A 25,998-nucleotide genomic window follows, 5' to 3' on the forward strand; every position below is an offset into this window, starting at 1 on the left:
TACACCTTCAAGAACCCTGCCTACGCGTTGATGCACGAGCAGGCCGCGGCCGGCATCGACCACCAGCGCGACGATTATCAATATTATGACTACCCCGGCCGCTTCAAGGCCGATGCCAGCGGCACCGCCTTCACCCAGGCCCGGCTCGACGCCCAGCGCAACCAGACCAGCGAGGCCCATGGCAAGAGCAACCGCCCGGACCTCGCCGCCGGCGCCAAGCTGCCCCTGACCGGCCACCAGCAAGATCCGCTCAACCGCGACTGGCTGCTCACCGGCATCGTCCACACCGGCAAACAGCCCCAGGCCCTGGAAGAGGAGGGCGGCAGCAAACCCACCAGCTACAGCAACACCTTCACCGCCATGCCCGCCGATCGCACCTGGCGGCCACAGGTCGCCAATCGGCCGCTGATGGATGGTCCCCAGATGGCCATCGTCACCGGTCCCGCAGGGGAGGAGATCCACTGCGACGAGCATGGCCGGGTCAAGGTCCGCTTTCCCTGGGACCGCTACAGTCAGAATGACGAACACAGCAGCGCCTGGCTCCGGGTCAGCCAGGGCTGGGCCGGCGGCCAGTACGGTTTCATGGCCCTGCCGCGCATCGGCCACGAGGTCATCGTCAGCTTCCTCGACGGCGACCCGGACCAGCCCATCATCACCGGGCGCACCTACCACGCCACCAACACACCGCCCTATGCGTTGCCGGCGAACAAGACCCGCACAGTGCTGAAGACCCAGACCCACAAGGGCGAGGGCAGCAACGAGCTGCGCTTCGAGGACGAGGCCGGCCAGGAGCAGATCTACGTCCACGCCCAGAAGGACCTGGACCTGCTCACCGAAAACAACCGCACCGAAGTCATCAAGCACGACAGCCACCTGACGTTGGAGAACGACCGGGTCGGCCATATCCAGGCGAACGACCACCTGACGGTGGACGGCGAACGCCGAGAACAGGTCGGCCAGGACCACAGCTTCAACGTCACCGGTACTCTTCATCTAAAAGCCGGCACCGCCTGGCTCACCGACTCCGGCACCGAACTCCACATCAAGGCCGGCCAGAAAGCCGTCATCGAAGCCGGCGCCGAAATCACCCTCAAAGCCGGCGGCAGCTTCGTCAAAATCGACCCCAGCGGCGTCGCCCTCAGTGGCCCCACCATCAAACTCAACGGCGGTGGTTCGCCGGGGAGTGGGTCAGGGCAGGGCGTGCAGGCGCCGGGGATGCCGGGATTGGTGGATGCCAATGGTGGGGCGGTGACGCCGGTGGCGGTTGCCAACGTGGGCCAAAGACCAAAGGCAAAACCAATTGTCGCCCATCGTTTGAAACAAGCCCGAATTCAGAGAGCGGCTATTGTGGAACAATGCCAGGAACAGCCGGATGGCACCTGCCCTTTGACTGATTGCCCCTGTGGCAAAGCACAGACGGCATAGGGGGATAGAGATGGACTCGCAAATATTTCCCCGCAATGGGCTGTGCTATCTGATTCTGGAATCCAGATCATCAGCGGCGATTCTGCAAAAGGCCTATGAAATTGAACCTAATCCGGAATGGGAGTACCTCTTCGCCCAAACCGAGTGGGAGCCCTACCAGGAACAGAGTCCGATCGTCCTGCAAGTTCGAGAAGACAGCGACTTATATCGGTGGGCTCGACAAGGCCTCCAAAACGATGAATTGAGTGGGCTGATTCTCGATTCCAGTCAAGGCTTAAGAGCAGTTACAGATTGGGCGCGCCAAAGACTGAGCGTTCAATTTGACGGGGGCCGAAGAGGGTTGCTCAGATTCTACGATCCACGAATCTGGCATGGCTTGGCCCCGTCAGCGAAAGGCCAGGACAACGTAATAACGAGTGTGACGTATTGGTATGGGGAAACCGGCCATGAACGTTGGGTGACCAGCGATAATCCCGATCCTGTCACTATGGGTGCAACACCGACACTGGAACCGGAGCAGTGGCGGGCACTGAACTCCGCCCCGGTCTAAACGCCGCACAACCTGATATCGATGGAAGGAATGACAAGGATGTCTGAAACCAGTTCTTCGCAACAGCGTACTGAAAGTTGCGGGCCAGCCTGCGAGGGGGAATCCCTGATTGTTGAGGTTCTTGGTCGGGAGCACCCGGAAGGGCATACCTTCCGGATCTTTGATGAGGCGAATGCTGAACAGCAAGAAGGGCTGGAAAATCGGGTAGCCCTAGAAGACTTGGATGACTCGGTTCTTCATGTCTGGCCATGGCAAGGATAGCCCAATCGTAACCTGTGGTTGGAGATTGCCACAGATGAGGGCGAGCCCATTCGTGTCCCTTTCCTGCAGAACGCAACGGCGGTGGATCGGGAGATGGAACGGCAGCATCATGTAATACTTCCCATCATCCCGACTACTTTGATTTCGGGTGTGACCCTCAAAGGCAACAATCCATCCCATCATGTGATGTCTCGTCCTGGCTTTATCTACCTGTTCCATGAGGGGAAGCTTTGGCGCGAAATTGAAGTGCGCATCGATGAGCAAGGTGTTACCCGTTACCATGATGTCCCGCTCCAGAACTATCGCCGAACTGACGGTGAGTTTGAGCCTGGCTACCGAACCGTGACAGGCACGGCCTTGAGTGAAGTCTGGGTGCCGGCACGAGTTGATCGCAAATGGATCAGCGTTCACGCAGCTTACAGTGAGTCCCAGTGGCCCGGGGCACGAATCAATTACCTGCAGGGGCGCCCACTGGCGAGGGTGGATCGCTGCAGCACTGTCAGCATGGAGCTTGCAGAACCTAAGCATAGTGAAGGCGATACCCTGACGGTAAACACAAGTTTTACCAATGCCTTCCTGGCTAGCAATCTCGCGCCCCAGAGGAGCCGAAACCCTTCAGTTGAGTGGCAGTTTGACCGCCCGGAGAAATACCTCCTTGATCTCAAGGGCGACTATGCTGCGTCTGCATCGCAGGTGGCCGTTGGGGTCCACCAACGACAGGAGGATCCGGATCCGGAGGATCCGATCCACGAGGATGAACGTCCGGAAATGACAGCGCTTGCCAGATGCCTGCATCAGACACTGAAAGAAGTGGAGTCAGCTGATCAGGCTACCGGGGACATCGAGGGGCGTGGGGTACTTGAATGGCCTGAAGATACCCAAGCCATTGGGGACAGCGTTCAGGACGCGCGAGACCGGCTAATAGGAGCCATCCGGCTTGATGACCCAGTCGGAAAGCTTCGCTATCTGCAACAGCGTCGACAGGTCGCGGCCTGGTTTTCCATTGGTACGGTGAGACGAGCGAAGGCCCGACCCCATTTTGATTCCGCCTTGTTAATGAATGCCGCGGTTGTCCCCCGTGATATTGGGGGAAAGCGAAATCCGCTGCACAAGTACATGTCTGAAATAAATGGCGAGGGGCAAAAGGAGCTGGAACGGTCCATTGCCGTTTCCGAAAGAAAGCTCGCAGTGGAGTATGGGACTAGCCTGCAGGAAGATCTGCTGGACCTTTTGCAACGCAGTTGGGCGCAGCACAGCTTGGTGGACCTGTTCACCCATGATGGTTATGACTATGCGGGTGCTTTCCACTTTCTGACTTCGCTGATACAGGAAGTGATCAAAGAACCGGGAGAATGTGACGTATTAGCCGCCAGGGTGGACGGCTCCAGGGATGGAAAAGGTAAGGAGTGGCTTCAGGGACTGTGCAGTGCTGGGCACAGTGAATTGCTGTACTCAGTCCTATTTCCCCGCTTTCGTGTCGAAGACCTGGAACAGCCTTATGAACCTCCTGCCGAGCCGGAGGAAAACTCTGGCGATGGTCAATTCCGTGCCAGCGAGTTGGCATCCCTGGAAAATACAGACCTCCCGGAAACGGACCTTGTCAAGACGCGGGACGGCCTGGAACTGGCCGCAGCTGCTGAGGCAGGAGTGTTCTCAACGGCCTTTGCCTCAAGCTTGCGGACAGGCACCCAGACACTACTGAACATCCATGGCAATTTATGGGGGGCAATCCAGAGCGCCAGCCAGCCCTTGGTTAGTGGCAATCAGCAACTTAAGGATATCGATACCCAGCTTAAGGCGATGGAAGCCGAAATGGATCGATTGGGCCAGGAGAGGGCCGCGGCTGAGAGGGCGGGTGCGGATGCAAGAGCCAAAGCTGCGGATGAACTGAGTGAAGGTCACCGTCAGGCGGAGCAGGCCAGTCGGAAAGCACAGGCAAACCTTGAGCGCATAGCCGTACAGGAATCTGAGATCGCTCTACGTTCAAAGAACCTAGCTGCGCAGAGACAGCGGTTATTTGCAAACGCAACCAAAGCTCAAATGAGACTGTACGCAGGGTCGATTCAGCAGCTCAGGGCTTCTATGCCCTTCCTCACAGGCAACGTCCGGCTGGAGCGCCTTTCCAAGGCGACGCAGAAGGGCTACTACGTGATTGGCATCACGGGCATGGAGGAACTCCCCGAAGAGGGACGGGCCATTCGCATGTTTGGCGATATCACCGAGCAGGGCGAGGGGGGCGTTCGCCCCAGGGCTTCCACCAGCCAGGTCCGTGCCAGGGCGCAGGGATTGCCTTCCGGTACTGCGGATGAGGCGCTGGTACTGGTTGTGCCGGAGAACGAACGAATTGCGAGGATCCTGAGGCACTTGGGCGCAGCGGAAAGGCAGTACGCCAGGGCATTGAAGGAACTGGACATCTGGGAGCGCTATGCTAACCAATCCTCGAACCTGTCGGAGGCCTCCGCTGTCGTGGTGGCCCGGCGGATGGCCGATGCCGAGGCGAAGCTGGAAAAGGCCTTGAGCCACTTCGAGACGGTGGATGGTAGCCTGCAAGCCGCCAACGATGCCTTCGATGACCTGGAAATGAATAGAAACACCCTGGAGGCCAAGGTACGCGCCTTTGAAGACACGGTGACGAAGACGGAAAACAGACGTCTTTACCGGGTGCTCAACTCGCCGATTTTGCCGGCGGCGGTTATGTTGATGGAGTTGCATAATATTACAGGGGTTAAGGCTGCGTTTGACGGGGACTTTAGGGTCCTAGGCGGTAGCAGTGCTGTTGTTGGAGCTGGAAGTGCAATTTATGACTTAACCTATGCCTCCGTCATGCTGACTGAGCGGTTTCTACAAAACGTTGCGATTGTGGAAAGGGTGTCTAAGCAGTTCCTATCCCGTGAGTGGAGTGGTCCCATTGCTCATAAGCTCGCTCAATATCTTGGCGGGCCCCTGACTTGGGGCAAGATCTTTGGCGGACTAGGAGGAATCCTGATGGCGTTCGACTATGCCCTGGACGCCCAATACCTTTACCGTATGGGCAATACTGGCGCAGCGGTGGGTGCAGGCATCGTCGCCGCTGGGGGCGTGGCGTTGGCGTTTGCCAATCTCGCCGGGTCGGCGGGGTTACTGTTTTTAGGTCCGGTCGGTTGGCTCGCCCTGGGTGTGGCGCTGGCTATCTCCGGCACTGTGGTGATGGCCTGGTTCAGCGAAGAGCCCATGGAGATCTGGATGCGCCATGGCCCCTTTGGGCCGATGGCGGAGAAGCCTTTCCTGAAGGAGCCGCGTGAGGCCTATTATCGCCTGGTCAGTCTGCTGATGGGGGTCAGTGTCGTGATCGAACCCAACCCCCTGCGCGGCCAGGCACTGCGGGGTGAGTTGGGCGAGCAGGACGAAGGTCGGTTGGCTGCCCTCGGCGAGGCAAACACACGCCTGCGAGTAGAAAGCGCCATTCCCGGTTTGTTCAAGGGAGCCGAGATGGTGGGGCTCAAACCGCACATGCAATTGGTGGAGTCCAAGTCCGAACGGGGGTATTTGCTGGGTGTAAGTGATATGTCCAACACGACGGTTACGCCAATTGCAAGGACCGAACTGAAGAACCACGTGTTGTGGGAGGAAGCGTTCGAAGGCGGGACCCATGTGTACCTGAAAACGCCCCTCACCCGCAGCACGGAAGTGCAGCGCTGGTTAGGAGCGGTGGATTTAAACGAAACCTGGACCTACCACTGGAACGTCCGCATCCAGTTGCAAATCCAGATTAAAGAAGGCGAAACCCCAATGGTGTTCCCCGCCCCGGATCCGGAGGACCCTTTGGTCTACAGCAAAGACAATCAGGAACATACCCAACCGGACTTCCGTGAAAAAGGTCGTCCTTTCTGGTACGACGAACAGGTCCGTTATTATGGATAACTCAACGGCTGATTCCGGCGGCTACTATGGCCCCGGTGCCTACCGCCCGGACTCGATACCCGAGCAACCCGTCCAGAGCCAGGATTTCAATCACTCAAAACTGGCACGATCAGCCGGTTTCCGGTTGCCCTGGGGCGGCACGCAAGAATTGATGCCGTCTAACCTCTTTGCTCGCTGGCGACCGGAGGCCCTTCGAAGAATTGAAAAGCGAGGGGACCTGCTCGCTGGAACAGGAGATCAGGGGCAACAGGACCATGAATGCATTTGTTTCGCACCGTTAGCCTTGAGATCCAGGTTGATCAACGGATTTGGAATGTATGGCAAAGGGTTCTTCTGTATCGGGTTACCAGTTGCGCTGGTTATGTATTTAATAGGTGTGTCTTGGGTTGGGCCTGACGAAACCTGGCTGACTGTATTCTTTGAAGTTTGGCCGGTACTTTTCGTGATCGCAGGGGTTCCTGGCCTTATGTGGTTGTCCTCCACGCTCGTTTTCAAACTTTTTCCTCGATGGTGCGTAAAGGCTGGACGGGGGCCAGAATGGGAACTCAATCGCCGTACTGGCATGGTCCGGGTGTGGCGCTACCGCCGCACGATCCCATTTCTTGAACGATGTAAAGCGACGATTATCGAGCACCCCTTCCATGAGTTTGACGGTTGGGTGGCGGGTGGTGCGACCCAGCATGGTTCGAGGTTCGATTTCATATTATGCCACCGCTACAGCAAGCTGGAGGTTCATCTGGGGGATATCTTGTTGGGTTGGCAACGCATTTCCCGCCCCTGCTACGCGCTCTGGGATTTCCTCCAGAATTACATGGACGTGACCAGGCCCTTGCCGGAGTTCCCCGTGCTGGAACCCCACCGGCACAAGGATCCGGTGACCGCCGAACACGACCGAAAGACCGGCCGGCCGAAACGTTACTGGCGGGATATGGACGATGAAACGTTCAAGCAAAAAGAGGACGATATGCACCGCGGGGTCATGCGCATCAATACCGAGCAACGCCCGAACCTGATGGCCAGGAAGGTACGCTATGCGCATATGACACCTGAAGACATGCTCGCCTATGGCCGTGGTTGACAGGAGTCTCGTCAAGGTCGCCCCAGGTCCGGAGCACATAGACAGCCAATTGGTAATGCTTGAGGAGATAAAAACAAGCCCATCTGAGCGAGGAAAGCCGGCCTTTCTGGTTCGACGACAAGGTAAGCCTGAATGACCAGCCTGACTCCGCCTGACGGCATGAACTACTATGGCCCCGGTGCCTACCGCCCGGACTCGATACCCGAGCAACCCGTCCAGAGCCAGGATTTCAGTCACTCCAAACTGGGACGCTCAGCCGGTTTCCGGCTGCCCTGGGGCGGCACGCAAGAACTGATGCCGTCCAACCTGTTTGCTCGCTGGCGACCGGAGGCGCTTCGAAGAATTGAAAAGCGCGGGGATCTGCTGGCTGAAACGGGAGATCAGGGGCAGCTGGATCATGAAAGTATTTGTTATGCGCCGCTGGCTTTCCGGTCGAAGTTGATCAATGTGTTTGAGGTATACGGCAAAGGTTTCTTCTGGGTCAGTTTACCTCTTGGGCTTGTTACTTATTTGATGCATGCCTACCTTACTGGCTCAACTTTATTAATTGCCCTGAAAGAAGTCTGGCCATTTTTCTTGGTGATATCAGGCATACCGGCTTTCATGTGGTTATCGTCCTCGCTCGTATTCGAACTCTTTCCTCGATGGTGCGTAAAGGCTGGACGGGGGCCTGAATGGGAACTCAACCGCCGTACCGGTCTGGTCCGGGTGTGGCGCTACCGCCGGACGATCCCGTTCCTTGGGCGGCGTAAAGCGACGGTCATCGAGGCACCCTTTTATGAGTTTGACGGCTGGGTGGCAGGTGGTGCCACCCAGTATGGGCCGAGGTTCGATTTCATATTGTGCCATCGCTACAGCAAGCTGGAGGTTCACATAGGGGATATCCTGTTGGGTTGGCACCACGTTTCCCGTCCCTGCTACGCGCTCTGGGATTTCCTCCAGAACTACATGGACGTGACCCGGCCCCTGCCGGAGTTTCCCGTGCTGGAACCCCACCGGCACAAGGATCCGGTGACTGCCGAACACGACCGCAAGACCGGCCGGCCGGACCGCTACTGGCGGGATATGGACGACGAAACGTTCAAGCAAAAAGAAGACGAGCTGTACAGCCGGGTCCTGCACATCGACACCGAGCAACGCCCGAACCTGATGGCAAGGAAGGTTCGCTATGCGCACATGACGCCAGAGGACATGCTCGCCTATGGCCGTGGACGTCGTGATAGTCGCCCGAGTCGGGCTAAGTCAGGGGAAAGTGTTCGTCTGGTTTAATAGATTCATACATTCAGGCGCTTGATCACGGAGCCACAATATCCCGATTTGGCAGACCTGAACGTCATCGCAAAGGACGCACACGGATGTTCAAACGATACGGATTGTCGCCCCGCCTGCTTGTGGCCGCCATGATGGTAGCCATCGGCAGCACAGCAATCGCCCAAACCCCACCCCCACTCCTCCTCGCCCAAACCTACCAAGAAGGCACCGAGCTGGAAGGCTACTGGGTCAGCGAGAAACTGGACGGTGTCCGCGCCTACTGGGACGGTGAAACGCTGCAATCGCGACAGGGCAATAAGTTCAATGCGCCGGACTGGTTTACCGAGGGCTTCCCTGAGCAGCCGCTGGATGGCGAGCTGTGGATGGGGCGGCAGCGCTTTGCGGAGCTGTCGGCGGCTGTTCGTCGCTATACGCCGGATGCGGAGGAGTGGCGGCGGATTCGTTTGATGGTCTTTGATCTGCCGGCCAGCGAGGCTCCCTTTAGCGAGCGGCTGGCGCAACTGGAGCGCTTGCTGGGCGACTCGCCGTCGCCCCATCTGGCGCTGATTCCACAGCACCGGGCCACTACCCACGAGGCCCTGATGGCGGAGCTGGATCGGGTGGTGGCCGCCGGTGGCGAGGGGGTGATGCTGCACCACGGCGCCAGCCGTTATCGCTCTGGGCGTTCCGAGGACCTGTTGAAGGTCAAGCGTCACCAGGATGCGGAAGCGGTGGTGATCGGCCATGTGCCGGGGCAGGGCCGCCATGAGGGGCGGCTGGGGGCGTTGCTGGTGGAGCGGGACGATGGCCGGCGATTCCGCATCGGCACCGGTTTCTCGGATGCCGAGCGTGAGGCACCGCCCGCCCTCGGCACCACCGTGACCTATAAGTATTTTGGCCTGACCTCGACCGGCCTGCCCCGGTTCGCCAGCTTCCTGCGCATCCGTGATGACGAGCCGGCGGTGCAGTAGCGATTGGGGACATTAGGGCGGATAGGGGTAGCCGTTTTTGTCGAACCTCAGGTCGAGGAAGGCAAACTGGTATGGACCGGAATACCCCGGTACCAGGCGCCACTGGTTGTTCCGCCCGAAGCGGATGGCGTCAATCATCACCGTGAAATCCAGTCGCCACCGGCCGTCTTCCCGCACAAAAAAGTACGGTGGACAGGTTCGCTCGGCGATGGGATAACGGAGTACGGCCCGGTCATGGTTCCGGAAGCTGCGTTCCACCTCGCATTCCCGCAGGCTCCGGGCAACGTTGTCCATCTGGGCCGGGGTGGCAAGGCGTTGGGCCAGCAGGTCGCGGGTTGAGTCGGAATAGATCGCCAGCCTCGGGTTGTTGTTGCGGTTGGCCATGGCCTGCCGGTACAGCTCGAGGGTATCGCGGGGCGATGTGGTGCCCGCGCTGTCCAGGGCTTCCGTGCTGTGCCCGGTAGGCCCTTCGCCAATCCGCGCGTCCACCCGTGCACCGCCACCGCCACTTTCGGCGGCCCAGCCTTCGGTGCTGGGGTCGAGTCCGTTAGCCGCGTTGGCGGCCCGGGTCACCAAGAGCTCGGTGGTTGCCAGGATGCCGTCGGCAATGCGGTTGACCGCGAAGAACTCGGTCATCTGGCGGTGCTCGAAGTAGGCCACAAAGGCGTCGGTATAGACCGGCTCCAGGGCGTGGCTGACCTCCATCCGCACCTGGTTGGCATCCACATCGAGCACCAGCAACAGGCCCCGGCCGGTGTGGCTGGAGGCGCCGACCTCCTGGTCCCGGAAATAGTCGGCGGCATACCGGTCGATGTCCCCCAGGTCGCGGTCGATGACGACGCGATAGTCCAGGTCATAATCCTTGAGCAGGAAGCGGTGAAACTCGCTGATCCGCGCCCGTTCACTCTCCGACAGCAAGCCTGTTGCGTCCGCCACCATGGGTGGCGGGGACAGAAACACCGCGTTCAGCCACCAGATCAAGCCTGCGTTCACCAGCAGGATCGCGAGCAACCACGCCAGCCGCGTGCCCAGGGGGCGCTCAGTCATTACCGAACACCACCTCGACCGGCTGGCCGGCGTCGTCACTGGCCTCGAAGTAGGGGCGGGGCGTCATGCCCAGGGATTCGGCCACATAACGCCCGATAAAGCCGCGGATGGCGCTGTTGTAGTCTCGGGCTGCCTCGTTATACCGGATACGGGCCACGTTGATGCGGTTCTCGGTGCCTTCCAGTTGCGCCTGCAGCTGGAGGAACTGGTCGGTGGCTTTCAGTTCCGGCAGCACCGCCGTCCGGGCGAGAAGGTGCTGTGTACTGACGGACAGTTGCCTGTCCACCTCGGCGATGTGGTTCAGTGCCGCCTCGTCCGCCGGTGGTTGCTGGTGGCGGGCGAGCAGTTCGGCCTGTTGCTCAACCAGGGCCTCCAGGGTTTCGCTTTCGTATTCCATGGCCTGGCTGACCGTTCGCAGCAGGTTGGGAATCAGGTCGGCGCGACGTTGCAGGTTGCTCTGCACGTTCGCCCAGGCTGAGGAGACGGACTCGTCCTTGCCGGTGAGGCTGTTGTGGGTGTGCCAGGGCACGGCGATGGCGGCGACCACAACGGCGGCGATCAGCCAGAGGAAGGCATTGCCCCGAGCCCGGGAGGGCATCGATTCAGTCGGTGATGAGTACATGACGGCTTGGTCCCTAATACGTCAAAGGCTCAAATCATACTGGATCAATCTCCTGCCGGTTACCACTGCCAAGGTCTCAGTTTTGGCGACAGTAGCCCCGTCCCTGTTACCGGGCACGGGGCTTCGTCGGTGGTGATGGTCCCGCCCGGATGACTGGTCGGGCGGGACAGGCGCATTAGCGCGGACGACGGCCGTGTCCCAGGCCCCGTTCATTCAGCCCCATGCAGTTGGCATAGTACGTGGTCGTCGCCGGCCAGTCCGAGAAGATGCCGATCACGCCGACGTCCCGGGCCAGGGCATCGATCACTTCGAAAGTGTCGCCGTCCCGGTCGATGGCGTCGGTAATGGTCTGGTGGTACCAGCCACCGCCGTTGGCCAGCGGACCGCTGCGTTCCACGGTCCAGGCGATCATGTTCAGGCCAGCCGCTCTCGCGTTCTTCGCGTATTCGGAGGCCACGATGTCGCCGTGGCTGTCCAGGGTCAGCATCTTCCAGAGTGCCGGGCCGAGGATCCGGATGTCCTGGGCCGACAGGCTTTCCATGTAGGCCAGGGAGCTGTTGTCGGGGGTGATGGGCGCCTGGTCCAGATACACCGCCTGGCGGCCGAACCGGGGCATCTGGTTTACCCAGAACAACACGTCGTCCAGGTAGAACGACTGCGGCCAGACGTCCTCGGGGGGAGCGCCGGCGTCGATGTAGTCGTTGATCATCTGACGGGCGTAATCCTGCTGGCTGTAGTCCCCTTCATAGGGCATTTCCACCACCGGTCGCTTCAGTTCCGGGGTGAATTTCACGCCCAGCTGTTGGAACAGCTCGATGCTCTCCCGATGGCTCAGCAGGGTGCCGTCGGTGGCGTACAGGTCCGTGCGCCAGTCGGCGGTACCGGCCAGGTACTCCTCTGGCGTGGTGGCGTTGGGGTTGTAGCCATCCATCTTGCCCCGCAGGGTCTTGAACTCTGCGAGGGTGATGTCGCTGGTGCGGCATTCGGCCTGGGCCGGGGTGCCGGAGGCCGGGTCGGCGGGCACGAAGGGCTGGGTGCACTTGGCGTTCAGCTCCGGGATGGTGACGATGTTGGTGGTGGTGTGAAGATCGTTTTGGGCGTGCCGGCACACCAGTTGCCGGTCCTTGGTGAAGGCGACATCGCACTCGACGATGCCGGCGCCCATGCGAGCGGCGGCGATGTAGGACTCGCGGGTGTGTTCCGGGAACTGCAGCGGCGCGCCGCGATGGCCAATGGAAAAGTCGCTGGGCCGGAACTGGTCGCCCCGGCAGGCTTTCAGGGTCTCCTTCAGCGGACTGTCCGCCATGTTGTCCAACAAATAAAAGGGGCGGGGACCCAACTGGACCTGCTTCGAGGCTATGTTGGGGGTGACTCCGACGGGGGTGCCCTGGCCCGGGGCAGTGGAGGCCAGGGCGGGAAGCAGGGCGATGGCGAGGGTTATCCATAATCTGGCGGTCATGATCGGCTCCTTGTGAATCGTCAGCCAGCCCGGGGCTGGCCCTCGCAGCTTTCCACAGACCCGGTGACAGCCTGGTGACGTTCTGGTGAATGGCGATCCTCCCGGACTCGATGGCTGCTGAGCCGGCCGGCAGATCCTGATGGTATGGACCATACTCAAGTCTGCAGGTTTCCGGGGCGGGGCGATATGCGGCAACGATGCAGACATACGGGATTCTCGGTCTGTTTATGGCTGATGGGCTGGTGCCTGCCGACGCTGGGGGTGCAGGCCCAGGTTCAGGTCCGGGAGGTCGATCGGGCTGCCCCAGTGACCGAAGAAGCGCCGCCGCAGCCGATCATCGAAGCGCCACCGGAATCCGAAACCCCAGCGCCCCTGCCGATCGAGCGGCCGTCGGAGTCAGACACCGGTATCCGACAGGAAATTCGCGACCTGACTGACGCTCTGGAGCAACGCCGGGCGGCGCTGAACCAGACCCGCGAGCGCCAGGCCTTCGCCGAGTCCTTGCTCAGTCGACTGGACAACGAGTTTCGCAGCCTGCAGCAGCGCCTGGAAACGGCCGGACTGGGGCTGACCGAAAGCTATGCCCAGCAGCTGCGTCGCCGGCTGGAACGGCTGCAACAGCAACACCTGGCCAAGGACCTGGAGCCGGCGATCAAGGAACAGCTGGAAGCGGCGCGGGTGGAGCAGTTTCAGCTGGAAGAGTTCGGGGCGGTCCTGGATCCGGAGGACGCTTCCAGTGATTTCCTGCTGGAGCAGCGGGCCCAGCTGCTGGCCAGGCTGCGGGAAGCGGTCGGCAGTCACATCGATCTGCTGAACAAGTACTTTCGAACCATTCGAACCCTGAAGGAACGTATCGACGCCTATCAGAGCCTGGTGCGGCGCCGACTGTTCTGGCTGCCCAGCACGCAGCCGGTGGGCCGGGAGACGCCGGGAGAGCTGGTGGCAGCCCTGTCGGGCCTGTTCAGCGGGGAGCGTTGGGCCAGGCTGCTGCAGGGGATGCCAGACTCCCTGCTGGCCCGGTTCCCGCTGGTATTGTTCCTGGCGTTGTGCCTGGTGGGGCTGGTGCAGGCGCGACGGGGCGTGCGGCAGCGGCTCATGGCCACCGGAGAGCACATCGGCAATGTTGATCACGACCGTATTGGGTTAACGGTGCGGGCCCTGGGCTACAGCGCGGTGATGGCCCTGACCGGGGTCACCGTGCTGGTGCTGCTTGCCGTGACCGTCTCTGGGGCGGGGCAGGTGGGGGCGGCCCTGGCCCGGGGATTTCTGGACGGCGCGATGTTGCTGTTCATGCTGGGCCTGATTCGTCAGGTGTGTCGTGCGGGCGGGCTGGCCGAATGTCATTTCAACTGGCGCCCCCAGACCCTGCAGGCAACCCGCAAAGCCATTCCGCGGCTGTTAACGGTGCTGTTGCCCGCCGCGATACTGGCGCCGCTGACGGTCTCTCCGGTGGGGGCGGACTACGAATCGAGCCTGGGGCGCTTGATCTTCCTGGTGGCGTCGCTGGCGCTGGCTTACTTCCTTCACTACCTGTTCCAGGCGTACCGTGACAGTACCGAAAGGCGGCGGCTCTCCAAGAGTCTCAAGCTGATCCAGTTTTTGTTGGTGTCCACGCCGCTAGCCCTGGCGGGACTGTCGCTGTTCGGCTATCACTACACTGCGGTGCAGCTGGAGGCCACCCTGTTTGTCAGCATCTGCTGGCTGGTGGTGCTGACGTTACTCCGCTACCTCGGCCTGCGGGCCCTGTCGGTGCGGGAGCGCCGCCTCAAGCTGGAGTGGTTGCGCGAACAGCGGGCCCGGGAACATGAGATGGAAGCCATTCTGGAAGCCGCGGGCTCTTCAGGAGAGGGGCGTTCTGCCGCCCTGGATCTGCCGGACGTGAACCTGCACAACATCAGCAGCCAGAGCAAGGCCTCGCTGCGAATCGTCACCCTGGCGCTGGCCGTTGCCGGCCTGTGGGTGTTGTGGACGCCGGTCATCCCCGCCCTGCGGGTGTTCGATGAAATCATTGTGTGGTCGGTGCTGGAGGGAGCCGAATCCATTGACATCACCCTTGCAGACCTTGCACTGGCCGCGCTGATCGCCATGGCCACCCTGTTTGCGGCCCGCAACCTGCCTGGCACCCTGGAAGTCGCCCTGCTCAGCCGCATGCACCTGGCGCCAGGAACCGGCTATGCCATCACCACCGTCGTGAACTACCTGGTGGTGATCGTCGGGGTCATTGCCGCCTTCAATCTCCTGGGGGCGCAGTGGTCCAAGCTGCAGTGGCTGGTGGCGGCGCTGGGGGTAGGCCTGGGGTTCGGGCTGCAGGAAATCGTCGCCAATTTCGTCTCGGGCATCATTCTGTTGTTTGAGCGTCCGATCCGGGTGGGCGACACCATCACCATCGGCGGCATCACCGGCACGGTGTCGCGTATCCGCATCCGGGCGACCACCCTGGTGGACTGGGATCGCAAGGAACAGATCATCCCCAACAAGACTTTCGTCACCCAGGACCTGACCAATTGGACGCTGTCGGACTCCATCACCCGGGTGATCGTGCATGTCCGTGTTGCCTATGGCTCCGATGTGGACCGGGTCCAGTCCCTGCTGATGGGCATCGTCAGGGACAACGAGCGGGTGGTCGCCGACCCGGTGCCGGCGGTGTTCTGTGTCGGGCTCGGCGACAGCGGCATCCACTTCGAACTGCGGGTGTTTGTGCGCAGTATTCTGGACATCATGCCGCTGTCCCACGAACTCCACGCCGCCATTACCCGCGAGCTGCGGCAGGCCGGCATCGAGATTCCGTTCCCGCAGCGGGACATTCATATCCGCACCGAGCCGGGAGCGTGGCGGAATCAGGCGGATTCGTTGTCTTGATCGGCAACGAAGGTCGAGGCGAAGTGGCTCAGTTCATCCGCCACCTTCTGGCGGATCGCTGCGCGGTCGTCCGCCGGTAAGCCATAACGTTGGGCCAGCTGTTCGAAATCGTCGTCATGCAGGGTGACGGTGAGCCGTGGCCGAATGCGTTTCTTGCGGTAGGGCAGTTGCAGCACCTTGCGCACCATGGCTGACGTGTTGAGGTCCTGCATGGCCGCGGCAACCCGGAAGGCGCGCTGGATATCACTGGACAGATCGAAGGCCAGCTGCACGGCCTGGACGGCTTTGACTTCTTCGGACCAGTGCTTTTTGTCGGTCATGGTGGTTCCAGTGAGCAAGCGCCCGCCGGCACGGGGCGCGGCGGGCGGTGAACGGCGGTTTAGCTGTTCGGGCTGCCTTTCAGGCGGGCCAGTACGTCGTTGACGGCGTCTTTCTCGCCATCGATGCCGGCCGCCTTCAGCTTTTCGTCCAGGTCGGCGCCGGTGAGCTCCTTCTCCAGTTGCGCGGAGGCGTTCTGGCGGTCCTCCTCCCGGGCCTGGCGCTCGCGGATGCGCTCCAGGGTCTCGCGGGCGGTGCTCAGGGACGACTGGTTGCTGTTGATGTTGGTGTCGATCTGGGCGGTGGTGCGCAGCACCCGCTCGTTGGTCTTCACCACCTGCAGCTCGCGGCGGTACTCGGCCAGCTGCTTCTCGGCACGCTGTACCCGCTCCTTCAGTCCGGCGATGCGATCCTGCAGTACGTGGCGGGCCTGGGTCAGTTCGGCCTTGCGGTTTTCGTGACCCACAATCCGTTCCGCCACTTCCCGGGCGAGGTCCTCTTCCCCGGCGGAGAGGGCCTTGCGGGCGTCCTGTTCCCGGCGCTCGATGGCATTGGCTTCCTCGCCGATCTGGCGGGCCAGGGCGGCGGCTTCCGCCATCAGGGTGGCAAGTTCCTGCTTGGCCTGTTTCAGTTCGTGCTCCGAGTCCCGCAGCTCCTGCTCCAGAATTCGGCTGCCCTGACCGTCCACCACCGCTTCGCCCAGTTCATTGACGCTTCCGCGCATGGCGGTCAGCATTTTCTTGAGTACGGCTTTCATGTCATCGTCCCCTGATCATTCCAGAAAGTCTTCAAACGTTTGTAACAGGTCAATTGCATTGTCAGCGAGGGTGACCAGTTCCTGCCTCACCTCGACGTCGCTGGAGGTCGGGCTGAGGGCGCCGTAGACAACGTAATGATCTTCCACTTTGCCGAGGGCGCTGAGGGGCATCGGTACGCTGATGCGAAGCATGCTTTCATGCAGTTCCGGCAAGGCCGAAGGCCGGATCTCGCTTTCCTCAAACAGGTAGACCAGGCACAGAATCTGGGTCTCGGTGACCGTAAGGTAGACCGGCGTTTCCTCGGCGCCGGATACCACGACCTGTAACACCGGATCTTCGCCACTGACGGGCATGACATTGAATGTCCGGCCAGCGTGGGTGGCATCACCCAGGGAGAGGATGAGGGATTGAGTGTCCACGTTAAGCTCCTTTTCGAGTGGCTCTTACGGCAGCCCCTATGCCCGCGGTCTGACAGTTCCTGACAGCGGGTGTTGGCAGCGTCTTTATGACATTTTATGTCACTTGTCATCAGACTATACCTGAAACCAAAAGGTTTGCAATAAAGTATTTGTGTAGGGTATAACGACTATAGGCGTTGACAGGATATGTCACTGGTGGGGCGGAGGAGCCGCCTCACGGCAGGTTGGAAGCAGCACTGCAACTCTGAAAATAACAATGTAGCTCAAGCCAGGGAAAACGGTTAATCATGGAAGCATTTCTTGCGATTACATTCTCCTTTCCAACGGTCATCTTTTCCGTATTGCTGTTGGTTGCGGTGATCTATTGGCTGGTTTCCCTGGTGGGGCTGGTCGATCTCGATTCCGCTGACGCAGAGCTGGATCTTGACGCGGGTACCGATACCGGCGGGCTGATGGTCACCCTGGGGTTGCAGGGGGTGCCTTTGCCTCTGGTGCTTACTCTGCTGTTCCTGGCCAGTTGGCTGCTGTCCTACTTTGCCGATCTGGTGCTCGGTGGGCTGTTTGGTAGCGGCTGGGGCCGGCTTCTGTTCGCCATCCTGGTCATTCCGGGGGCGTTGGTGGCTGGCCTGCTGGCGACCTCGGTTCTGATCCGCCCCCTGCGCCCCCTGTTTCGTCGCGCTTACCAGCGCCCGTTGGAAAAACAGATCATTGGCACGCCCTGCGTCATCCTGGCCTTTAACGAGCGCACGGGTAAGGGCCGGGCCGAGGCGCATCGTGACGGCGCCCACCTGATTCTGCAGATACGTGGTGATAGCCCCTTCGCTCGCCGAGACCGTGCGGTGCTGGTGGAGTATCTGGCCGATCAACAAGCCTACTGGGTGATCCCGGAGGCGGACTTCCTCTCCGGCTCAGCCGGTTAATTCGCTCATCAACGCAGGAGATTCTCTAAATGGACTTGTCGTGGATTATGCCGGTTCTGGTCACCGTCGGTGTGCTGGTGGTGTCCATTCTGGCCATTCTGTCGCTGTTCAAGGCGTTCTATCGCAAGGTGGATCAGGGCCAGGCCCTGATCGTCAACGACATGTCGGCCACGCCGAAGGTCTACTTTACCGGTGCCATGGTGCTGCCGGTGATCCACCGTGCGGAAACCATGAAGATTTCCGTCATCACCCTGGAACTCAACCGTACCGGCAAGGACGGCCTGATCTGTAAGGACAACCTGCGGGCCGACATCACCGTGGCGTTCTACCTGCGGGTCAACGAAACCGCCGAGGACGTACTGCGGGTTGCCAAGTCGGTTGGTGTGGGCCGGGCTTCCGATCGCGGTGCGGTCAATGACCTGTTCAACGCCAAGTTCAGTGAGGCGCTGAAGACCGTCGGCAAGAAGCTGGACTTCATGCAGCTGTTCGAGGAGCGTCAGCGCTTCCGTGATGCGATTGTTGAAACCATCGGCGAGGACCTGAACGGCTACGTTCTCGAAGACGTGGCCATCGACTATCTGGAACAAACGCCGAAGAGTTCGCTGGATCCCAACAACATTCTCGACTCTGAGGGTATCCGCCGGATCACCGAGATCACCGCCCTGCACAACGTCGAGACCAACCGGCTGGAGCGGGACCAGGAGCTGGAAATCCAGCGCAAGAACGTCTCTGCCCGGGAAGCGGCCCTGGAGCTGGAGCGTACCCAGGCCGATGCCGAGGCGCGTCAGCGTCGCGAGATCGAGACCCTGCAGGCCCGAGAGACGTCGGAAACCGAGCAGGTACGCCAGCAGGAGCGTGCCAAGGCCGAAGCTGCCCGCATCAAGACCGACGAGGAAGTGCAGATCGCCGAGGAGAACAAGCAGCGGCAGGTGGAAATGGCCACCAAGGCCCGCGAGCGCGCCGTGCAGATCGAGGACGTCCGTATCCAGCAGGCCCGTGAGCTGGAAGACGTCAACCGTCAGCGTGCGGTGGAGATCGAACGCATCGGCATGGAGAAGTCCCTGGAAGAGGAGCGCAAGGACATTGCGGTCATCACCAGCGAGCGTATCGCCGTCGAGCGCGGTGTGGCGGAAGAGGAAGAGAACATCAAGGATGTTCGCAACCGCTCCGAGGCGGACCGTCTGAAGGTGCAGACGGTGGTTGCCGCCGAGGCGGAAGCGGAAGAGCGCAAGCTGAAGGAAGTGAAGGCGGCAGAAGCGGCCTACGAGCGGGCCAAGCTGGAGTCCGACGAGGTGGTGGTGCGTTCCCAGGCCGAGCTGGATTCCGCCGAGAAGAAGGCGGCGGCCGACGAGAAACTGGCCCGCGGACAGCAGGCCCTGGCGGCCGCCGATGGCCTGGCCCAGGCCCAGGTGCACGAAGCCCGTGCCACCGCCCAGCGTGCCGAAGGGCTGGTGGAAGCCGAGGTCAAGGCGGCCAACGCCAAGGCCGACGAGGAAGCCGGCATGGCGGAAGTGCGCGTGCTCGAGCAGCGGCTGGAAACCGAAGCCGTGGGCGAAGAGAAGCTGGGACTGGCCAAGGCCCAGGCCCGCGAGGCGATGGCCAAGGCCGAAGCCAACGGTCTGGTGGAGAAGCTCAAGGCCTACGACAACATGTCCGAGGAGGCCCGTCACTTCGAGCAGTTCCGCATGAACCTGGAAGTGCACGAGAAGGAAACCATGGCCACCATCGAGGCTCAGCGCATCGGCATGCTGGAGAACGGCAAGGTGATGTCGGCGGCCCTGAAGGACGCCAAGTTCGAACTGATCGGCGGCGATGGCGACATCTTCGAGAAGTTCGCCAAGGGCCTGGGGTACGGCAAGACCGTCCAGGGCGTGCTGGACAAGTCCCCGGCCCTGCAGGCGGCCCTGGCCGGCATCACCGACCGTGCCCTCAAGGGCCAGTCGGCGGATTCGGCGGAAAACGCCTGATTGTCCGCAGGGAACCGGTGGCGTCGGTCGCCGGTTCCGCTGCCTGAACTCCCTCCCTCCTTTCCCCTGATTTCGTTGCCAGGATGAACGCCATGTCGAAGGACCGCAGTCAACTCGAAAGCATCGTCAAGGAAGGCACCGCCTTTGAAACCATCCAGCGTCGCCTCAAGGACCAGGGCCAGCAGTTGCGGGCCGATGTCGAGGCGCTGAACGGCGCCCGGGCCGACGTGTTCGGCAGTGCCGGCATGAGCGTGCTGGGGCGGGGCCGGGTACGCACCGAAAACAACGCCATCGCCCGCGATGTGGTGCGCATCGGCGACCACCTGCTGTTCGGCTTCAACCTGCAACTGGGCCTGCGCAAGGAGCTGGCCATCGAGGATGTGTTCAGCCTCTACCACCTCAAGGACTCCGAGGAAGGCTTCGAGGTGGGCGAGGCCTCGGTGGCCGACAGCTTCCTGGCGGACGAGCGCTTCCGCACCGATTTCCGCGAACTGCAGCAGTACTACAGCCACGCCACCCTGGCCCAGCTGGTCAGCATGAACGGCATGCTGCTGATGGCCTTCCGCATTGGCGAGAAACTCGGCGACCAGCGGGTGTTCCGCTGGGAACTCACCGCTGCCGGGGAGGTGAACCGCTACATCGACAACCGTGGCGAGCGGGACCTGGTGTTCCCGGACCGCTTCAGTTTCGAGTGGCACACCGCCGGGCGTGACAGTCAGGTGCAGGGCCGGGCGCCGCACCTCAACATCGCCGACACCCTGTTCATCGACAACCTCCGCGGCGACATCACCTTCAAGATCGAGAACAACACCAACACCGGGGAGGGCATCTACTCCGACCCGGTGGCGTCCGACTCCCAGTCCCTCGATGACGCCAGCTTCGAGTTCGCCGACCTCCAACAGGTCATCCTGGTGCGCATCCTGCCCTACGGCGAGGACGACTGGCGCTATTACCTGTACAACCGCAGCACCCGCCAGGTGGAACGCATCGACGCCCTCGGCGGCTCGGTGGTGCAGCTGCCGGAGAACCACGGCCTGATCTTCCCCTCCGGCTACTACCTGGCCAGCGGCGAGCTGAAGATCTTCGACGTGCCGGCGGCGGACCTGCGCTTCAAGCGAATGATCCGCTCCCCCAACGGCGAGGACGTGCTGTATGTGTTCTATGGCGAGGACGGCGGCCAGGTGGTGCTGTACCGCTACAACCTGATCCGCAAGCAGGCCGACACGCCGATGATCGGCCACGGCTTCGCACTGTTCGAGAACGGCCACCTGGCCATCTTCAGCGCCGACCGGGAACCCACCCTGGTGCACCCGCTGCAGGTGTGGACCACGCCGTTCATGTCGGAGAGTTTCCACGCCCGCGACAGCGTCAACAACGACTCCCTGCTGGGCCGCATTGGCAATCCGGAACTGGTGCGGGGCATAGCCGAACTCAACACCATCGTCAGCCTGGTGGAGCGCCCCCAGGTCTCCGAGCAGCACTTCACCGCGCTGATCCGCACCACCGACCGGGTGCTTGACCAGTTCTACTGGATCAGTGAGATCGCAGACAGTGATGAGGTGCCGGCCAGCCCCCTGGCAGAGCGACTGGCGGAGATCCGCAAGACCGCCGAACTGATGCTGGACGAGTACGAGAAGGTCCAGAGCATTCGTGCCCAGACCGCCACCGCGGTGCAGGACACCGCACGGGAGCAGGGCGCCCTGCTGCGGGATCTGAAACCCGACAGCTGGAAGACGCCGGATGTGTTCGTCGCCCACCTGAAGAAACTGCGGGATCACCGGGGCAAGGTCCGCACCCTGCGGGACCGCCGCTACATCGACGAGGCCCGGATTGGCGAACTGGAAGCGGAGCTGGACCAGGCCGAAGAACGGCTGACCGACCGCACCTTCAAATTCCTCGCCACCCCGGCGGCGCTGGACGGTTACCGCCAGACCCTGGCGGAACTGGCCACCCGATGTGAGGAAGCCGAGTCCCGTGATCAGTTGGCGGAGTGTGTTGAGCAGTACCGGGAACTGACCGCCGGCCTGGACATGATTCAGGGCATGCTGGCGACCCTGTCCGGCGACAACGCCAGCCTGGAGACCCAGATCACCGAGAACATCTCCGGTATCTACGCCACCATCAACCAGCAGCGTTCGGAAGCGGAGATCCGCCTCAAGGCCCGTGGCAGCGAGGAGGCCAAGGCCCAGTTCGCGGCCCGTATGCGGCTGTTCGAGCAGAGCCTGGCCAACGGTGTCGGTGCACTGACCGAGCCGGGTGGCTGCGATGGCCTGATGACCCGGATGCTGGACCAGTTGCAGGAGCTGGAAAGCCAGTTCGGCGAATACGACGAGTTCCTCACCGCCATCCTGGAGCAGCGGGAAACCGCCCACGAGAGCATTGAAGCCCGGCGCCAGCAACTGCAGGACCAGCGCCAGCGTCGCATCAATACCCTCACCGACGCCGCCAGCCGCATCCTCAAGAACGTCAACCGGCGCACCGAGCGCTTCGAGAGCCAGGAGGAGCTGCACGCCTTCTTCGCCTCCGATGCCATGGTGGCCAAGGTCCGCAGCATGGCGGAGGAGCTGCGGGAACTGGGCGCCAACATGGAGGCGGACGACTGTGAAGGCCGCCTGCGCTCGGAACGGGATGCCGCCCTGCGCAGCGTCCGCGACCGCGCCGACATCTACGAGGACGGCGGCCAGGTCATCCGCCTGGGGCCGCGCCACCGCTTTTCGGTCAACCACCAGGAGGTGGACCTGACCCTGGTGCCCCGGGACGGCAAAATCATGCTGCACCTGACCGGCACCCAGTATTACGAGGCTATCGACGAGCCCGAGCTGGAAGCCCTGCGGGCTTACTGGGACGTCAGTCAGCCATCGGAGTCGGAGCAGGTCTATCGTGGCGAGTACCTGGCCTACCTGGTGATGGAGGCGCTGGCCAATGCCGAACAGACCCCGGTCAACGTGGCCGACCGTGACGAGCTGACCGACTACATCCGCCGCTTTGCCTCGCCCCGCTACCGGGAGGGCTACGAGAAGGGCATCCACGACCACGACGCCGCGCTGATCGTCAGTACCCTGTGGCCGGCGACCCAGAGCGCCGGCCTGCTGCGCTTCAGTCCCCAGGCCCGGGCCCTGGCCATGCTGTTCTGGGCGCGGCGTTCGCAGGACGAGGCCCAGGCCCGCACGCTGCGCTCCCGCTGCCTGTCCGCCGGCATCCTCAGCCGCATGATGCATTCCCGGGAGCTGATCGGCTCCCTGGTGGAGGAGATTGCGCCGGACTTGCAAAACTTCGTCAGTGAGCACCAACTGCCAGGGGAGGCCAGCGTGGTGCGCAACGCCGCCGACTACCTGGTGCTGCAGCTGGCGGAAGACGGCGGCGGTTTCGAGGTCACCCAGTACGCCGCCACCCTGGTGGATGGCTTCGTCACCGAGATGAAGCGGGCCGGCCATTACAGCCAGTACGAAGAGGCCCTGGCGGTGGTCCGGGACCAGCCCGGTGCCCGCTGGCGCATTACCGCCCACTGGCTGGAAGCCTGGGCCCGCAAGGCCGGTCACCAGCAGGATGGTCATTACCTGCCCGAGGCCATCGCCATCCTTAACGCCGGCCAGCGGGTGACCACCCAGCCCCGCAACGTCGAGCTGGCGTTTACCGTGGAGGGCCTGCTGGGCCAGCATCCCCGCATCAAGGACCGGGCCTTCCGGCTGCAACTCGACGAGTTCAGCCAGCGCCTGCGCTATCACCAGCAAGACGTCATTCCCGCCTGGGCCCGCCTGCAGGAGGTGCGCCAGCAGGTGCTGGCGAAATGGCGCGACCGGCTGCGGCTGGAGGAGTTCCAGCCCAAGCCGCTGTCGTCGTTCGTGCGCAACAAGCTGATCAGCGAGAGCTACCTGCCGCTGATCGGCGACAACCTGGCCAAGCAGATGGGCACGGTGGGGGAGAACCGCCGCACCGACCTGATGGGCCTGCTGATGATGATCTCGCCACCGGGTTACGGCAAGACCACGCTGATGGAGTATGTGGCCAGCCGGCTGGGGCTGATCTTTATGAAGATCAACTGTCCCAGTCTGGGCCACGACGTCATCTCGCTGGACCCGGAAAAGGCACCCCATTCCACCGCCGAGGCGGAACTGATCAAGCTCAACCTGGCGCTGGAGATGGGCAACAACGTGATGCTGTACCTGGATGACATCCAGCACACCCACCCCGAGTTCCTGCAGAAGTTCATCTCCCTGTGCGATGGCAGCCGTCGCATCGAGGGGGTCTGGCGGGGCCGCACCAAGACCTACGACCTGCGGGGCAAGCGCTTTTGCGTGGTGATGGCCGGCAACCCGTACACCGAGAGCGGCGAGACCTTCCAGATTCCCGACATGCTGGCCAACCGGGCCGACATCTATAACCTGGGGGACGTGCTCAGCGGCATGGAGGAGGTGTTCGAGCTGTCCTACATCGAGAACAGCCTCAGCTCCAACGCCGTGCTGGCGCCGCTGGCCACCCGGGGCATGGACGATTTCTACCGCTTTGCCGACATCGCCGCCGGCCGTGACGTGCCCAGTTCGGACTTCGACCACGACTACAGCGGGGCCGAGCGGGAGGAGATCGTGGCGCTGCTGAAGAAGATGATCCAGGTGCGGGACGTGGTGCTGCGGGTCAACCAGGCCTACATCGCCTCCAGCGCCCAGGCGGAGGCCTACCGCACCGAGCCGACGTTCAAGCTGCAGGGCAGTTACCGCAACATGAACAAGCTGGCGGAGAAGCTGTCGCCGGTGATGACCGACGACGAGCTGGATGCGCTGATCGACGACCACTACCTCGGCGAGGCTCAATTGCTGACCCAGGGGGCCGAGGAGAACCTGCTCAAGCTCAAGCAGATGCGGGGTACCCTGACGCCCGAGGAGAGCGAACGCTGGCAGGCCATCTGCGCCGAGTTCCGCCGCCGCCAACAAGCCGGTGGCGATGAGGAAACCGGGGTCAAGGTGGTACGCCAGCTCGGCCTGATCGTCGACGCCCTGGGGCAGTTGCGGGAGTTGGTGCCCCCGATGGACGAGGCCAGTCATGGCCAGGTGGACCGGGCGGTCAATCAGGAAGTCCTTGGCCAGTTGGCAGAAACCCTTCGTAGTGGCCTTCAGGAGATAAAGGTCGAGCCGGCGGTGACTGTCAACGTTGCCAGCCCGCCCGGTCTGGGCGAGGCCCTGCAGGCCTTTGCCGACATCTTTGAACAGTCGGTGGTGCCGCTGGTGCAAACCATGGAGGGCAAGCTGGGTCTGGATCTCAAGACCCAAACCGAGATGAGCCGCGTACTGCGGGTGATGGATGACCTGAAGGATCGGATTGCCCAAACCTCCACTCAATAGCCGAGCTGCTGGCCGTCAGCTTTTTTTGTGAACTGCGTCACGCTATGGCGTTGGGGTGTCAGCAAATTTATCGATTTCGGCAGTTACCATCCGGCCAACTCCCTGAAACCCCCGTCAACAGGGAGTTGGCGTCATTTTTGCTCTGTCGGGCATGGCTTGCCAGAGGGCGAGCTCTCGCACACCAACATGCAGGGAGCAATCATGAACAAGACATTGATGTTCGCGGCCGGGGCGGCCCTGGCCGCCAGCACTTCGGCCAACGCGGCACTGATCAACTTCACCGGGTCCATCGACTACCACAACGATGTGATCTACACCTACTTCACCCTGGACCAGGATGCCACCAACGTTCGGGTCTGGACGGACTCCTTCCAGGACGGAACCAACTTTGACCCGATTACCGCGCTATGGAACAGCACGGATGGCAGTCTGATGGATGAGAACGACGACAACGCCAATATCAACCCGGACACCCAGACGATTTACGACTCCGGGTTTGCCCTGGACTTCCTGGCGGCCGGCGACTATGTGTTCACCGTTGCCACGTACAACAACTGGGCCCAGGGGGACAACCTGAGTGACGGCTTCGCCTTCGACGGTCAGGATCCCATTGCCCTGGCGGACTGGGACCAGCCGGCCAACGACGTGAACATGGGGCCAAACTGGAGCGTCTGGCTGGACGGCGTGGATTCCGCTTCCAACCCGGACGATCCGGCGGAGGTGCCTGAGCCGGGAACCGCTGCGCTCTTTGGTCTGGGCCTGCTGGGCCTGGGCCTGCAGCGCTACCGCCGGCGCCAGCCGCTTGGCTGAGATGGAGGCTGCGGAGCTTCGGCTCCGCAGTACCCCGGGATTCCCGT

The 25,998-nt window shown here is 62.0% G+C and carries 18 protein-coding genes; 12 read left to right on the plus strand and 6 right to left on the minus strand.

Annotated elements, in window-relative coordinates:
• From R3175_RS14890 to R3175_RS14920, 7 genes are all read left to right on the plus strand, one after another.
• On the plus strand, positions 1-1,425 hold a 1,425-nt coding region (locus R3175_RS14890; protein ID WP_318945114.1), incomplete at its 5' end, for a type VI secretion system Vgr family protein.
• 10 nt (positions 1,426-1,435) lie between these two features.
• On the plus strand, positions 1,436-1,975 hold the full coding sequence (locus R3175_RS14895; RefSeq protein WP_318945115.1) for a DUF4123 domain-containing protein: 540 nt from the start codon (positions 1,436-1,438) through the stop codon (positions 1,973-1,975).
• A gap of 39 nt (positions 1,976-2,014) precedes the next feature.
• Positions 2,015-2,236 carry a hypothetical protein gene (locus R3175_RS14900; protein WP_318945116.1) on the plus strand — a complete coding sequence of 74 codons (222 nt, stop codon included), beginning with the start codon at positions 2,015-2,017 and terminating at the stop codon, positions 2,234-2,236.
• Positions 2,237-2,329: 93 nt separating this feature from the next.
• Complete coding sequence (locus R3175_RS14905; protein ID WP_318945117.1) at positions 2,330-6,136, plus strand: hypothetical protein; 3,807 nt, start codon at positions 2,330-2,332, stop codon at positions 6,134-6,136.
• Positions 6,129-7,214, plus strand: coding sequence for a hypothetical protein (locus tag R3175_RS14910; RefSeq protein WP_318945118.1), 1,086 nt, complete (start codon positions 6,129-6,131; stop codon positions 7,212-7,214). Before R3175_RS14905 ends, R3175_RS14910 begins: the two co-directional genes overlap by 8 nt.
• Positions 7,215-7,346: 132 nt before the next feature.
• Positions 7,347-8,483, plus strand: a complete 1,137-nt coding sequence (locus tag R3175_RS14915; protein WP_318945119.1) for a hypothetical protein — start codon at positions 7,347-7,349, stop codon at positions 8,481-8,483.
• 86 nt (positions 8,484-8,569) lie between these two features.
• Complete coding sequence (locus tag R3175_RS14920; protein ID WP_413231780.1) at positions 8,570-9,436, plus strand: DNA ligase; 867 nt, start codon at positions 8,570-8,572, stop codon at positions 9,434-9,436.
• A gap of 12 nt (positions 9,437-9,448) precedes the next feature.
• Here the strand turns inward: R3175_RS14920 and R3175_RS14925 are convergent, their stop codons facing one another.
• The 3 genes from R3175_RS14925 to R3175_RS14935 form a co-directional block, all read right to left on the minus strand.
• On the minus strand, positions 9,449-10,483 hold the full coding sequence (locus tag R3175_RS14925; RefSeq protein WP_318945120.1) for a TPM domain-containing protein: 1,035 nt from the start codon (positions 10,481-10,483) through the stop codon (positions 9,449-9,451).
• Positions 10,476-11,105 (minus strand): LemA family protein, encoded by a 630-nt coding sequence (locus tag R3175_RS14930; protein WP_318945121.1) that lies wholly within the window; start codon positions 11,103-11,105, stop codon positions 10,476-10,478. The genes R3175_RS14925 and R3175_RS14930 overlap by 8 nt, the downstream gene beginning before the upstream one ends.
• A 175-nt stretch (positions 11,106-11,280) precedes the next feature.
• Positions 11,281-12,564 carry a glycerophosphodiester phosphodiesterase family protein gene (locus tag R3175_RS14935; protein WP_318945122.1) on the minus strand — a complete coding sequence of 428 codons (1,284 nt, stop codon included), beginning with the start codon at positions 12,562-12,564 and terminating at the stop codon, positions 11,281-11,283.
• A 234-nt stretch (positions 12,565-12,798) separates the two neighbouring features.
• On the opposite strand from R3175_RS14935, the gene R3175_RS14940 reads away from it, so the two are divergent.
• Positions 12,799-15,423: a mechanosensitive ion channel domain-containing protein gene (locus tag R3175_RS14940; RefSeq protein ID WP_318945123.1), complete on the plus strand. Its 2,625-nt coding sequence runs from the start codon at positions 12,799-12,801 to the stop codon at positions 15,421-15,423.
• Here R3175_RS14940 and R3175_RS14945 read toward each other — a convergent pair.
• Genes R3175_RS14945 through R3175_RS14955 form a run of 3 tightly spaced genes read right to left on the minus strand, consistent with a single transcriptional unit; the run spans position 15,402 to position 16,918 of the window.
• Entirely contained in the window at positions 15,402-15,743 is a 342-nt protein-coding gene (locus R3175_RS14945) for a hypothetical protein (protein WP_318945124.1), read from the minus strand. The genes R3175_RS14940 and R3175_RS14945 overlap by 22 nt on opposite strands.
• Before the next feature lie 59 nt (positions 15,744-15,802).
• Positions 15,803-16,498, minus strand: a complete 696-nt coding sequence (locus R3175_RS14950) for a PspA/IM30 family protein (RefSeq protein WP_318945125.1) — start codon at positions 16,496-16,498, stop codon at positions 15,803-15,805.
• A 15-nt stretch (positions 16,499-16,513) separates the two neighbouring features.
• Complete coding sequence (locus R3175_RS14955; RefSeq protein WP_318945126.1) at positions 16,514-16,918, minus strand: YjfI family protein; 405 nt, start codon at positions 16,916-16,918, stop codon at positions 16,514-16,516.
• 287 nt (positions 16,919-17,205) lie between these two features.
• On the opposite strand from R3175_RS14955, the gene R3175_RS14960 reads away from it, so the two are divergent.
• The 4 genes from R3175_RS14960 to R3175_RS14975 all read left to right on the plus strand — a co-directional run bounded on the left by R3175_RS14960 (position 17,206) and on the right by R3175_RS14975 (position 25,951).
• Positions 17,206-17,838, plus strand: a complete 633-nt coding sequence (locus tag R3175_RS14960; protein ID WP_318945127.1) for a hypothetical protein — start codon at positions 17,206-17,208, stop codon at positions 17,836-17,838.
• 29 nt (positions 17,839-17,867) lie between these two features.
• On the plus strand, positions 17,868-19,805 hold the full coding sequence (locus tag R3175_RS14965) for a hypothetical protein (protein ID WP_318945128.1): 1,938 nt from the start codon (positions 17,868-17,870) through the stop codon (positions 19,803-19,805).
• A 92-nt stretch (positions 19,806-19,897) separates the two neighbouring features.
• Positions 19,898-25,141, plus strand: a complete 5,244-nt coding sequence (locus R3175_RS14970; RefSeq protein ID WP_318945129.1) for a DNA repair ATPase — start codon at positions 19,898-19,900, stop codon at positions 25,139-25,141.
• A gap of 201 nt (positions 25,142-25,342) precedes the next feature.
• Positions 25,343-25,951, plus strand: coding sequence for a DVUA0089 family protein (locus R3175_RS14975; protein ID WP_318945130.1), 609 nt, complete (start codon positions 25,343-25,345; stop codon positions 25,949-25,951).
• Positions 25,952-25,998: the final 47 nt, after the last annotated feature.

It is taken from the genome of Marinobacter sp., from assembly GCF_033722735.1.
GTDB lineage: Bacteria > Pseudomonadota > Gammaproteobacteria > Pseudomonadales > Oleiphilaceae > Marinobacter.